Consider the following 12,698-nt stretch of genomic DNA (forward strand, 5'->3'; position numbering starts at 1 on the left):
TGTTGCCTGGGCGCCGCCCCCGGGCGGGCGTCCGCCTCGCGGCGGGGGGGGGGGCGCGGGCGGCGGGGCCCCCCCCCCGCGCCCCCCCCCCCCCCCCCCCCCGCCCGGGTCGGGGATGATGGTGCCCGTGACCTCACCCGGCCCCTTCTCCGCGCTGCCCCCGCAGGTCGACCTCCCCGCCCTGGAGCGCGGCATCCTGGAGCGCTGGGAGAGCGAGAAGGTCTTCGACCGGTCGCTGGAGGCCTCGCAGGGCCGCCCGCAGTGGAACTTCTACGAGGGCCCGCCGACGGCGAACGGCCGCCCCGGCACCCACCACATCGAGGCGCGCGCGTTCAAGGACGTCTTCCCGCGGTTCAAGACGATGCAGGGCTGGCACGTGCCCCGCCGGGCCGGGTGGGACTGCCACGGCCTGCCCGTGGAGATCGCGGTGGAGCAGGAGCTGGGCTTCGCCGGCAAGCCGGACATCGAGCGGTTCGGCATCGCCGAGTTCAACGCCCGCTGCCGGGCCTCGGTGGAGCGGCACGTCGACGCCTTCACCGAGCTGACCCGGCGCATGGGCTACTGGGTCGACATGTCCACCGCCTACTGGACGATGGACCCGGCGTACGTCCAGAGCGTCTGGTGGTCGCTCAAGCAGGTCTTCGAGAAGGGCCTGCTGGTCGAGGACCACCGGGTGGCCCCGTACTGCCCGCGCTGCGGCACCGGCCTCTCCGACCACGAGGTCGCCCAGGGGTACGAGACCATCACCGACCCGTCGGTGTACGTGCGGCTGCCGGTCCTCGACGGCGAGTGGGCCGGCCGGGCCGACCTGCTGATCTGGACGACGACGCCGTGGACGCTGCCCAGCAACACCGCCGTCGCCGTGCACCCGGAGGTCACCTACGTCGTCGCCCGCGCCGCCGGTAGCGACGACGTGCCGGTCGTCGTGGCCGAGCCGCTGGTGGCCGCCGTCCTCGGTGAGGACGTCGAGGTGCTCGGTAGCGCCCCCGGCCGCGACTGGGAGCGCACGCACTACCGGCGACCGTTCGAGCTGGTGGAGTTCCCCGACGGGGACGCCCACTACGTGGTGCTCGCCGACTACGTGACCACCGACGACGGCACCGGCCTGGTGCACCAGTCCCCCGCCTTCGGCGCCGACGACCTCGCGGTCTGCCGCGGCTACGGGCTGCCGGTGGTCAACCCGATCGACGCGACCGGGCACTTCCTGGCCGAGATCCCGCTGGTCGGCGGGCACTTCTTCAAGGCGGCCGACGCGGCGCTGGTCGAGGACCTGCAGGCCCGCGGCGTGCTGTTCCGGGAGATCCGGTACGAGCACAGCTATCCGCACTGCTGGCGCTGCCACACGCCGCTGATGTACTACGCCCAGCCGTCCTGGTACATCCGCACCAGCGCGATCAAGGACCAGCTGCTCGCCGAGAACGAGAAGACCCGCTGGTACCCCGAGAACATCAAGACCGGCCGCTACGGCGACTGGCTGAACAACAACGTCGACTGGGCGCTGTCGCGCGACCGGTACTGGGGCACCCCGCTGCCGGTGTGGCGCAACGACGAGGACCCGTCGCGCATCGTCGTCGTCGAGTCCCTGGCCGAGCTGTCGGAGCTGACCGGCCGTGACCTCTCCGACCTCGACCCGCACCGGCCGTTCATCGACGAGATCACCTTCACGCGGGAGGGCGAGGCGGGCACCTACCGGCGGGTGCCGCAGGTCATCGACGCCTGGTACGACTCCGGCTCGATGCCCTTCGCCCAGTGGGGGGCACCGCACCGCAACCAGGAGCGCTTCGAGGCCGCCTACCCGGCGCAGTTCATCGCCGAGGCCATCGACCAGACCCGCGGCTGGTTCTACTCGCTCATGGCCGTCGGCACGCTGGTGTTCGGGCAGAGCTCGTACGAGAACGTGCTGTGCCTGGGCCACATCCTGGCCGAGGACGGCCGCAAGATGAGCAAGCACCTGGGCAACATCCTCGAGCCGATCCCGCTGATGGACCGGCACGGCGCCGACGCCGTCCGCTGGTTCATGCTGGCCGGCGGCTCGCCCTGGTCCGCCCGCCGGGTCGGCCACGAGACGCTGTCCGAGGTGGTCCGCAAGGTGCTGCTCACCTACTGGAACACCGCCAGCTTCTTCACGCTCTACGCCGAGACCAACGGCTGGGACCCCGCCACCGCGCCCGCGCCCGCCCGCGCCGAGCGCCCGCTGCTGGACCGGTGGGCCCTCGCGGAGCTGGCCGCGGTGACCCGCGACGTGACGGCGGCCCTGGAGGACTTCGACACCCAGGGCGCCGGCCGGCTCCTCGCCCAGTTCGTCGACGACCTCTCCAACTGGTACGTGCGGCGGTCGCGGCGCCGCTTCTGGGACGGCGACGCCTCCGCCCTGGGCACGCTGCACGAGGTGCTCGACGGCCTGACCCGCCTCATGGCCCCCTTCACGCCGTTCGTCACCGACGAGGTGTGGACCCGCGCCGTCGTCCCGGGCCTGGGCGGCTCGGAGGCGCCGGACTCGGTGCACCTGGCCTCCTGGCCGGCCGTCGACGAGGACGCGCTGGACGGCGCCCTGGTCGAGCAGATGGCACTGGTGCGCCGCCTGGTGGAGCAGGGGCGCTCGGCCCGGACCTCCGCCAGGGTTCGCACCCGGCAGCCGCTGGCCCGCGCCGTCGTGGCCGCGCCGGGGTGGGGGGCGCTCCCCCGCGACCTGGTCGCCGAGGTGGCCGACGAGCTCAACGTGGCGGAGGTGCTCGAGCTCGCCGCGGTCGGCGGCGACCTGGTCGACGTCAACGTCAAGATCGACTTCCGCGCCGTGGGGCGCCGCCTGGGCAAGCAGGTGCAGGCGGTGGCCAAGGCGGTCGCCGCTGCCGACGCCCCCAGCCTGGTGGCGGCCTACCGGGCCGGCACCGCGAGCGTGGAGGTCGACGGCTCCCCCGTGCCGCTCGAGGAGGGCGACCTGGTGGTCACCGAGACCCCGCGCGAGGGCTGGACCGTCGCCAGCGCCGGGGGTCTGACGGTGGCGCTGGACCTCACGCTCACCCCCGAGCTGGAGCGGGCCGGGCTGTTCCGTGAGGCGGTGCGGCTGGTGCAGGAGGCGCGCAAGGCCGGTGGGCTGGAGGTCAGCGACCGGATCGAGCTGTTCTGGACCGCCGACGGCGCCATGGCGCAGGCGCTCACCGAGCACGAGGAGCAGCTGGCCGGCGAGGTGCTCGCCGTCGCCGTGCACGCCGGCACCGCCGGGGCGGGCGAGGGCGTCGAAGGTCCGGAGGGCTCGCGCTTCTGGGTGGCCAGGGCCGGCTCGTAGCTGTCCGCCCCGCTCGCCGGGGAGCGGGCGGGGCAGCGGCTCAGGCGCCGCTGCCCCTGCGGGCGCGGGCCCGGTCGGCGAGCGTGCGGTCCGGGCGGCACGCCCCGCACGGGGTGAACCCGTCGGTGCGCGCCTCGTCCAACGGCAGCGGGATGGGCTCGTGGCCCTGGAGGTGGAGACAGCCGGGGACGTGGTACCGCGGGTGCTCGTCGACCACCAGGACGTCGTCGGTGAGGTCCACGACGATCAGCAGATCGGTGACCTCGACCTCCTCGACCGGCGGCTCCCCGGCCTCGGGTGCGGCACCCCGGGCGCGGCCCGCTCCTGACGGGGGCCGCTCGCTCCCCCTTGCCGGCTGCTCCCCGCCCGCCACCGACTCGGCGACGGCCGGTGGGTCCGCGGGCGGGACGGCGGTCGCGCCGGTCGAGAGGTCGGGCCCGGTCGCCGCCGGGGCGGCGTCGGCGGCGGCCGTGGTCGTGGGAGCCGTGGTCGTGGGAGCCGTGGTCGTGGGAGCCGTCGTCGTGGGAGCCGTCCGCTCCGGGATCTGCCGCCGGGCCACGACCAGGACGCCCGCGGCCACGACGCAGGCGGCCACGCAGCCCCAGTACAGGGCGGTGGTGCCGGTGAGCAGCCCGCCGATGAAGAGCCCGAGGCCCAGCAGCAGGAGCACTGCGGCGATCACGATCACAGCTGGACTGTAGGGCGCGCCGTCCGACGGGCGCCCGCCGCGCGCCGTGCCGCGAGGGTCAGCCGGGGGCCTGGGTGACCCGCAGCCCGGTCTGTGCGGAGAAGAGGTGCGCCTCTCCCGGGCGGATCGCCACGTGCACGACGTCGCCCTTCTGCGGCGGGCGGCGGGGGTCGGCCCGGAGCACCACCTGCTCGTCGTCGCCGCCGGTCTGCCCCGTGGCGAGCCGGCCGTACGCGAAGGCGTCCGAGCCGAGCTCCTCCACGATGAGGACCTCGACCGGGATGCCCTCCCCGGCGCCCACGAACTCGACCGACTCCGGCCGGAAGCCCAGGGTGGCGGTGGTGCCGCCCTCGTGGGCGAGCGCCGACAGCGCCTCCCGGGGCAGCGGCACCGGGTGCTCGCCCACGCGGGCGCCGCCCTCGGTCAGCGTCACGGGCACGAGGTTCATGGCCGGTGAGCCGATGAAGCCCGCGACGAACACGTTGGCCGGCGCGTCGTACAGGTTGCGGGGGGTGTCGACCTGCTGGAGCACCCCCGCGTTGAGCACCGCGACCCGGTCGCCCATCGTCATGGCCTCGACCTGGTCGTGGGTGACGTAGACCGTGGTGACGCCGAGCCGGCGCTGGAGCGCGGCGATCTCGGTACGGGTCTGCACGCGCAGCTTGGCGTCGAGGTTGGACAGCGGCTCGTCCATGAGGAACACCTGGGGCTGGCGCACGATCGCCCGCCCCATCGCCACCCGCTGCCGCTGCCCGCCCGACAGCGCCTTGGGCTTCCGGTCGAGGTAGGGCTCGAGGTCGAGGATGCGCGCGGCCTCCTGGACCCGGGTCTGCCGCTCCTCCTTGGAGACGCCGGCGATCTTCAGGGCAAAGCCCATGTTCTCGGCGACCGTCATGTGCGGGTACAGCGCGTAGTTCTGGAACACCATCGCGATGTCCCGGTCCTTCGGCGGCAGGTGCGTGACGTCGCGGTCGCCGACCAGGATCCTGCCGTCGGTGACCTCCTCCAGCCCGGCCAGCATCCGCAGCGACGTCGACTTGCCGCAGCCCGACGGGCCGACCAGGACCAGGAACTCGCCGTCGGCGATCTGGAGGTCCAGCGCATCGACCGACGGGTGCTCCGCCCCGGGGTAGACGAGCGTGGCGTGGTCGTACGTGATGGCGGCCATGGGTCCCTTCCTGCGCCGAGCGGTGTCGTCACTCTGGCACGCCGGGGGCCGGTACGACCACCGTGCCCGCGCCGTCGTCCCCGTCCGGGTCACCCCCGGGGTCGCGATTCCTCCCCCGATCGTGCGCTGACGACGGGACAGCGTGGGAGCGCTCCCATATGCTCCCGGACACAGCACCGACGAACGGGCCACTACCGCTCGGAGGTTGCGCAACCGTTACGGGACCGTGGCCGCCGGGGGCTTGCCGCGCGGCTAGGGTCGCCGACGGATGTGAGCGGCCGCACCCGCCAGCGGGTGCCGGGCACGGAGTCACACGATGCGGCGACGAAGCCGCAGGAGTCTGGAGGGGACCACATGACCAAGCGTGCGAGAGGCCGCGGCGCAGCAGCCCTGGCCGGCGGGGTGGGGCTGACGCTCCTGCTCACCGGGTGCGGCGCCGACGAGACGTCCGGCGGAGGTGGCGGCGGCGGCAGCCAGGCCGCGGCCGACCTGGAGATCGACTGCGCGCCCTACGAGGAGTTCGGCGACCTGGAGGGTGAGACCGTCAGCGTCTACAGCTCCATCGTCGCCCCCGAGGACCAGCCGCACATCGACTCCTACGTGCCGTTCGAGGAGTGCACGGGCGTCGACGTGCAGTACGAGGGCTCGCGCGAGTTCGAGGCGCAGCTCGTCGTCCGCACCCAGAGCGGCAACGCCCCCGACCTGGCCTTCATCCCGCAGCCCGGCCTGCTGGCGAACCTGGTCGACTCCGGTGACGTGGTCGAGCCCCCGGCCCAGGTGGGGCAGAACGTCGACGAGTACTGGGACGAGAGCTGGAAGGAGTACGGCACCGTCGACGACACCTTCTACGCCGCTCCGCTCGGCGCCAACGCCAAGTCCTTCGTCTGGTACTCCCCCTCGATGTTCGAGGAGGCCGGGTACGAGATCCCCGAGACCTGGGACGAGATGATCGCCCTGTCCGAGGAGATCGCCGCCACCGGCGCGAAGCCGTGGTGCGCGGGCATCGGCTCCGGCGAGGCCACCGGCTGGCCGGCCACCGACTGGTTGGAGGACGTCCTCCTCCGCACGGCCGGCCCCGAGGTCTACGACCAGTGGGTCAACCACGAGATCCCGTTCAACGACCCCGCGGTCGTCGAGGCACTGAACACCGTCGGCGACATCCTGAAGAACGAGGACTTCGTCAACGGCGGCTTCGGCGGGGTGCAGTCGATCGCCTCCACCGAGTGGACCGATGCGGGCAACCCGATCCTCGAGGGCACCTGCTGGATGCACCGCGCGGCGTCGTTCTACCAGGCCAACTGGCCCGAGGGCACCGAGATCGGTGAGGACGGCGACGTCTTCGCCTTCCCGCTGCCGCCCATCGACGGGGACTCGGCCCCGGTCCTGGGCGGTGGCGAGTTCGTCGCGGCCTTCAACGACCGCCCGGCCACCCAGGCCCTGCAGACCTACCTGTCGACGGCCGACTGGGCCAACGTCAAGGCCCAGGTCTCCGGTCCCGGCTGGGTCAGCGCCAACACCGGTCTGGAGATCGACAACCTGGAGTCGCCGATCGACCAGCTGTCGGCGGAGCTGTTCCAGGACCCCGAGTCGGTGTTCCGCTTCGACGGCTCGGACCTGCTGCCCGGCGAGATCGGTGCCGGCCGGCTCTGGACGGAGCTGACCAACTGGATCTCCAACGACAAGCCCACCGAGGCCGTCCTGACCGACGTCGAGAACGCCTGGCCGGCGTCCTGACGCACTCCACCACGGGGGCCGGTCGGCCGCACGGCTGACCGGCCCCCACCACCCCGGACGCCGGGGGATCGCAGTGCCCTGCGGTCCCCCGGCCTCCGCCGTCGCGGGAGAGGTCGCGCGCAGTGCAGTGGTTCCTCGACGCCACCACCACGGGGCACAAGTTCGCCCTGATGGCGGTCGCCATCGTCCTGTTCGTGCTCGTGATGGGCGGCATCCTCCTCGCCGTCGACCGGCCGAAGCGGGTGCCCACCTGGGTGGTCGTCGCCGGCTTCCTCGGCCCGACGCTCCTCATGCTCCTGGTCGGCCTCGTGTACCCGGCGGTGGAGACGATCCGCGCCTCCTTCTACAACCGGGACACCTCGCAGTTCGTCGGCTGGGACAACTACGTCACCGTCTTCACCGAGGACAACTTCCAGACGGTGCTGCGCAACACCGTCCTGTGGGTGGTCCTGGTGCCGCTGCTCACCACCGGCCTCGGGCTGGTCTACGCCTATCTGGTCGACCGCACCCGCTTCGAGTCGCTGGCCAAGGCGCTGGTCTTCCTGCCCATGGCGATCTCCATGGTCGGCGCCGGGGTGATCTGGAAGTTCATGTACGAGTTCCGCCCCGACCAGCCGGGGGTGAACCAGATCGGCCTGCTCAACCAGCTGCTGACGCTCGTGGGCATCGAACCGCAGCAGTTCCTGCTCAACCAGCCGTCCAACACCTTCTACCTGATCGCCGTCATGGTGTGGATCCAGGCCGGCTTCGCGATGACGGTGCTGTCGGCGGCGATCAAGGCCATCCCCGACGACGTGGTCGAGGCCGCGCGACTGGACGGGGTGACCGGGCTGCAGATGTTCCGTCACATCACGGTGCCGAGCATCCGGCCGGCGCTCGTCGTGGTGCTGACCACCGTCGCGATCGTCTCGCTCAAGGTCTTCGACGTGGTGCGCACGATGACCGGCGGCAACTTCGGCACCAGCGTGGTGGCCAACGAGTTCTACACGCAGTCCTTCCGCCAGTTCAACTTCGGCCTCGGGGCCGCGCTGGCGGTGCTGCTGTTCATCCTCGTGATCCCGATCATCGCCTACAACGTCCGCCAGCTGCGGCTGGCCGAGGAGATCCGATGACCACCACCGTGCCGGTGATGGCGCCCGCTCCGCCCGAGGACCGCAAGCTCGGCCGCCCGGGACGGCGCTCGGCCGCCGCGAAGAAGAAGCTGAGCTCCCCGGCGGCCTCGATCATCGCGATCGTGATCGCAGTGCTCTGGACGGTGCCGACGCTCGGGCTGCTGATCACCTCGTTCCGCCCGGAGATCGACATCCGCCGCTCCGGCTGGTGGACGGCGTTCAGCAACCCCGAGTTCACCCTCGACAACTACAACGAGGTCCTCTACGGGGGTAGCACCAACTTCGCCCAGCTCTTCGTCAACTCGGTCGTCATCACGCTGCCCGCCGTGGTGATCCCCATCAGCCTGGCGCTGCTGGCGTCCTACGCCTTCGCGTGGATCCCGTTCCGCGGCAGCAACATGCTCTTCGTCGCGGTGTTCGCCCTGCAGGTGGTTCCGCTGCAGGTGACCCTCATCCCGCTGCTCCGGCTCTTCGTCGACGCGGACATCGCCGGCTCGTTCTGGACCGTGTGGCTCGCCCACTCGATCTTCGCGCTCCCCCTGGCGATCTTCCTGCTGCACAACTTCATGAAGGAGATCCCGGCGTCGCTCGTCGAGGCGGCCCGGATGGACGGCGCCGGGCACGTGAAGATCTTCTTCCAGGTGCTGCTGCCGCTGCTCACGCCGGCCATCGCCGCGTTCGGCGTCTTCCAGTTCCTGTGGGTGTGGAACGACCTGCTGGTCGGCCTCACCTTCGCCGGCGGCAGCTCGGACGTGGCGCCGCTGACGGTGCGGGTGGCGGAGCTGGCGGGCTCCCGCGGCTCGGACTGGTTCCTGCTCGCGGCGGGCGCGTTCGTCTCGATGATCGTCCCGCTCATCGTGTTCCTCGCCCTGCAGCGCTACTTCGTCCGCGGCCTGCTGGCCGGGAGCGTCAAGGGCTGAGCCCCTCTCCCCCGCTGCACCGAGGGCCCCGGACCGGATCGGTCCGGGGCCCTCGCCGTGGGGCGAGGGCGACCGCGCGCTGCCGGCCGCGCGCACCCGCACATGACGAAGGCCCCGGACCGTGGGGTCCGGGGCCTTCGACCCCCTCCCGGGTCCCGCCCCGAGCGTGCGAGGGGTGGGGAGGAGGGGGCCTTTCTCAGGCGCTGGCGTGCTGGTTCTGCCGGCCCGCGCTGGCGGGCTCGGCGGAGCCGCGGCTGTCGAGGTCGCGCAGGTGCGACTCGAGGTAGGACCGCAGCCGGGTGCGGTACTCGCGCTCGAACGTGCGCAGCTCCTCGATCTTGCGCTCCAGGCTGCTGCGCTTCTCCTCGAGGCTGCCCATGACCTCGATGTGCCGGCGCTCGGCGTCCTGGTCGAGCGCGGCGGCCTTGGCGCGGGCCTCCCGCTCGACCGTCTCCGCGCGGGTCCGCGCGTCGCCGATCATGGAGTCGGCGCGGTGCTTGGCCTCGGCGACCATCTGCTCGCTCTTGGCGCGCGCGTCGCTCATCAGCCGTTCGCTGTTGGTCTTGGCGCCGCTGAGCATCTGCTCGGCCTGGGTCTTGGCCTCGTTGACGTAGCGGTCAGCGGTCTCGGTGGCCAGCGCGAGCATGCGCGAGGCCCGGGCGCTGTCGTCCTCCCGGGGCTGCTGGACCGGCGGCGGCGCCGGGGCGGCCGGCGGTGCGGGGGCGGGAGCCGGCGGCTCGGGCCGCTCCTCCGCGCGGGCGCCGGCACGGCCCACGCTGGAGCGCAGCTCGTTGTTCTCCTCGATCAGGCGGGCCAGCTCGGCCTCCACGACGTCGAGGAACGCGTCGACCTCGTCCTCGTCGTAGCCCCGCTTGCCGATGGGCGGCTTCTTGAAGACGACGTTGTGCACGTCGGCAGGCGTGAGTGGCATCGCAGGTCACCTCAGGTCGGACGGCGGGAACAGGTACGTGGTGGGACCGGCGGCGGAGCGCCACCGTCCGACGGCACTGACCCGGGGGGTTTCAGCGGTCATGCGAGTGCGAGCGTGACGTTCCGGAGAACCACCACGGCGATCAGCAGCACCATAAACCCGAGGTCCAGTCGGATGGACCCCAGGTTCAGCGGCGGGATCACCTTCCGCACCGCCCGCAACGGCGGGTCGGTGGTGGAGTAGACGATCTCGAGTCCGGCCGCGACGGCGCCCGAGGGCCGCCAGCTGCGCGCCAGCACCATCACCCAGTCGACGACGAAGCGCGCGAAGAGCAGGATGAGGAAGACGAGCAGCACCGACGAGACGATCTGCCAGAAAAGAGACACGGGCCCCGCTCGATCAGGGCACCCCCGGGTGCCGACTCCACTCCACGCCGCTCAGGACTTGTCGGAGAACCCGCCCTCGCGGATCTTCGCCTTGTCCTCAGCGGTGACGGCGACATCCTGCGGACTGAGCAGGAAGACCTTCGCCGTGACGCGCTCGATACTACCGCGCAGTCCGAAGCTCAGGCCCGCAGCGAAGTCGACGAGCCGCTTGGCGTCGGCGTCGTCCATCTCGGTCAGGTTCATGATGACCGGCATGCCGTCGCGGAAGCGCTCCCCGATGGTGCGCGCCTCGTTGTACGTGCGCGGGTGCAGCGTGACGACCTGGTAGCTCTTGGCCGCGGGTGCGGGCGCCGCCTCCGGCTCGGGCTCGGGGGCCGCCACCGGCTCGCGGACGGCCAGGCCGGCCGCGGCGACGGGGCCGCTGGTGGTGCTCAGCGCGCGGGCGCCGGTCGACCCGGACCCGGCGCCGACCGGCGCGAGGCCGAGCGGGCGGGCCTGGATGCGGCGCACCGAGATGGGCTCGGGGTCGCGGGCCGCGGGGACCTCGGCGGGAGCGGGCTCGTCGTCGGCGTACCCGTCGGCGTAGTCGTCGTCATCGGCGTAGCCGCGATCGGCGTAGCCCTCGCCGTAGCGGTCCTCCTCGTAGCGGCCGTAGCGACGGTCGCGGTCGAGCTCGTCCGACGGGCGGGCGTCGTACCGGCCGTAGCCGCGGGGGTCGTCGTCCTCGACGAGCCCCAGGTAGATCCCCATCCTCCGCATGGTTCCGGCCATCGGACCTCCCCCTCTGCTGGTGTCCTCAGCGTCGCGTCTGCACGGTCGTCGTCACATCGTCCCCGTCCGCCCGGTGCTCGAGCGGCTCGTGTGACTGCTGTGACTCGCGTGGCTGGTGTTCCTCGAACTCACCGCAGGGTAGGGGGCGGGCACCGAACAAGGCGGTTCCGACACGCACGATCGTCGCGCCCGCCGCGACCGCCTCCTCCAGGTCGGCGCTCATGCCCGCGGAGACCTCCACCGCCTGCGGGTGGTCGGCGCGCAGGCGGTCGGCCAGGGCGGCCAGCCGGGCGAACGCGGGGGCCGGTCGCTCGCCCCGGGGAGCCACGGCCATGAGCCCGCGCAGCCGCAGCCCCGGCGCCGACGCGACGAGGTCGGCGAGCGCGGGGACCTCCTCCGGGCGCGCCCCGCCACGCGCGGCGAGCCGGCCCTCGGGCCCGCCGAGGTCCACCTGCACGAGCACGTCCACCGGCCGGCCGGTCTCCTGGCCGGCGCGGTCCAGCGTCGCGGCCAGGGCGGCTCGGTCCAGCGAGTGGACGACCGCCCCGGTCCGGGCCACCGCGGCGGCCTTGTTGCGCTGCAGCTGGCCGACGACGTGCCACCGCAGCTCCACGTCGGCGAGCGCCGCGGCCTTCCCCAGCAGCTCCTGCACGCGGTTCTCGCCGAAGTCCCGCTGGCCGAGCGCGGCCAGCGCGCGCACGTCGTCCGCGGGCCAGGTCTTGCTCACCGCGAGGAGGGAGACGGTCGCGGGGTCGCGCCCGGCGGCCCGGGCGGCGCGGTCGATGCGGGCGCGCACCGCGCGCAGGTTCTCAGCGAGCGAGCTCACGTCCTGGAGTGTCCTCCCAGCGACCGGCCCCCGCGCAGGGGCCCGCCGCGAGCCGGCGAGCGACGGGGGGCACGGGGGTCCTCATGCCAGCCAGACCAGCCCGGCCTGGCGGCCGGTGACGCCGTCGCGCCGGTGGGAGAAGAGGGTGGGGTCCTCGACGGTGCAGCGCGGGTCCTGCACCACCTCCGGGATTCCGGCGCGGCGGAGGACCTCCTCCACCCCGGCCCGGAGATCGAGCCCGGGGGTGCCCGAGCGGGTGCGGACCGCGGCCGCCGGTGCGACCCGCGCGACGTCGGCCTGCATCGCCTCGGGCACCTCGTAGCAGGCACCGCAGACCGCGGGGCCGAGCAGGGCGGTCACGTGCCGGGCACGGGCGCCCAGGCTCGCCATCGCCGACAGCGCCGCGGGCAGCACCCCCTGCCGGACCCCCTCGCGGCCGGCGTGCACGGCCGCGACGACACCCGTCTCGTGGTCGGCCAGCAGCACGGGCACGCAGTCGGCGGCCAGCACGGCGAGCACCAGCCCCGGGGTGGCGCTGACCAGGGCGTCGGTGGCGGCGACCGGCCGGTCCTGCGGCCCGTCGACGACGGCCACGCCGGTGCCGTGGACCTGGTCCATCCACACCAGGTGGCCCTGCGGCACGCCGAGTTCCCGGGCCACGCGGGCCCGGTTGGCCGCGACGTCCCCGGGATCGTCACCGACGTGGGACCCCAGGTTGAAGGAGTCGTACGGAGAACGGGAACGGCCGCCCCGCCGGTCGGTGACGACCCTGCGGGGTCGCACCGCCGACGGAGCGGCCGGATTCGTAGGCATCGGAACGTGAGCCTACTGCCCTGGCCCCCTCTGGAAGGCCCCCGCGGCGAGCGTGCGAGGCGC

The 12,698-nt window shown here is 73.1% G+C and carries 11 protein-coding genes; 4 read left to right on the plus strand and 7 right to left on the minus strand.

The window, feature by feature from the left end; all coding sequences use genetic code 11:
- Positions 1–118 precede the first annotated feature (118 nt).
- Positions 119–3,286 carry an isoleucine--tRNA ligase gene (ileS, locus tag ACI8AP_RS11365; RefSeq protein ID WP_456589562.1) on the plus strand — a complete coding sequence of 1,056 codons (3,168 nt, stop codon included), beginning with the start codon at positions 119–121 and terminating at the stop codon, positions 3,284–3,286.
- A 40-nt stretch (positions 3,287–3,326) separates the two neighbouring features.
- Here the strand turns inward: ileS and ACI8AP_RS11370 are convergent, their stop codons facing one another.
- Entirely contained in the window at positions 3,327–3,974 is a 648-nt protein-coding gene (locus ACI8AP_RS11370; protein ID WP_456589450.1) for a hypothetical protein, read from the minus strand.
- A 58-nt stretch (positions 3,975–4,032) separates the two neighbouring features.
- Positions 4,033–5,142: an ABC transporter ATP-binding protein gene (locus tag ACI8AP_RS11375; protein WP_456589451.1), complete on the minus strand. Its 1,110-nt coding sequence runs from the start codon at positions 5,140–5,142 to the stop codon at positions 4,033–4,035.
- A 354-nt stretch (positions 5,143–5,496) separates the two neighbouring features.
- Here ACI8AP_RS11375 and ACI8AP_RS11380 point away from each other — a divergent pair, with 354 nt between their 5' ends.
- The 3 genes from ACI8AP_RS11380 to ACI8AP_RS11390 all read left to right on the plus strand — a co-directional run bounded on the left by ACI8AP_RS11380 (position 5,497) and on the right by ACI8AP_RS11390 (position 8,908).
- Positions 5,497–6,876, plus strand: coding sequence for an ABC transporter substrate-binding protein (locus ACI8AP_RS11380; RefSeq protein ID WP_456589452.1), 1,380 nt, complete (start codon positions 5,497–5,499; stop codon positions 6,874–6,876).
- Between the two features lie 122 nt (positions 6,877–6,998).
- On the plus strand, positions 6,999–7,988 hold the full coding sequence (locus tag ACI8AP_RS11385; protein WP_456589453.1) for a carbohydrate ABC transporter permease: 990 nt from the start codon (positions 6,999–7,001) through the stop codon (positions 7,986–7,988).
- On the plus strand, positions 7,985–8,908 hold the full coding sequence (locus ACI8AP_RS11390) for a carbohydrate ABC transporter permease (protein WP_456589454.1): 924 nt from the start codon (positions 7,985–7,987) through the stop codon (positions 8,906–8,908). The genes ACI8AP_RS11385 and ACI8AP_RS11390 overlap by 4 nt, the downstream gene beginning before the upstream one ends.
- Before the next feature lie 196 nt (positions 8,909–9,104).
- On the opposite strand, the gene wag31 is transcribed toward ACI8AP_RS11390, so the two are convergent.
- The 5 genes from wag31 to pgeF all read right to left on the minus strand — a co-directional run bounded on the left by wag31 (position 9,105) and on the right by pgeF (position 12,635).
- The gene (wag31, locus tag ACI8AP_RS11395) at positions 9,105–9,839 is read right to left on the minus strand and encodes a DivIVA-like cell division protein Wag31 (protein WP_456589455.1); all 735 of its coding nucleotides are present in this window, start codon (positions 9,837–9,839) and stop codon (positions 9,105–9,107) included.
- Positions 9,840–9,937: 98 nt separating this feature from the next.
- Positions 9,938–10,225, minus strand: coding sequence for a YggT family protein (locus ACI8AP_RS11400; protein ID WP_456589456.1), 288 nt, complete (start codon positions 10,223–10,225; stop codon positions 9,938–9,940).
- 51 nt (positions 10,226–10,276) lie between these two features.
- Positions 10,277–10,996: a cell division protein SepF gene (locus ACI8AP_RS11405; RefSeq protein ID WP_456589457.1), complete on the minus strand. Its 720-nt coding sequence runs from the start codon at positions 10,994–10,996 to the stop codon at positions 10,277–10,279.
- 25 nt (positions 10,997–11,021) lie between these two features.
- Positions 11,022–11,822 carry a YggS family pyridoxal phosphate-dependent enzyme gene (locus ACI8AP_RS11410; protein ID WP_456589458.1) on the minus strand — a complete coding sequence of 267 codons (801 nt, stop codon included), beginning with the start codon at positions 11,820–11,822 and terminating at the stop codon, positions 11,022–11,024.
- Between the two features lie 81 nt (positions 11,823–11,903).
- A complete protein-coding gene (gene pgeF, locus ACI8AP_RS11415; RefSeq protein ID WP_456589459.1) occupies positions 11,904–12,635 on the minus strand; it encodes a peptidoglycan editing factor PgeF in 732 nt (243 codons plus the stop codon).
- Between the last annotated feature and the right edge of the window lie 63 nt (positions 12,636–12,698).

The sequence above is a fragment of the Blastococcus sp. SYSU DS1021 genome, assembly GCF_054050995.1.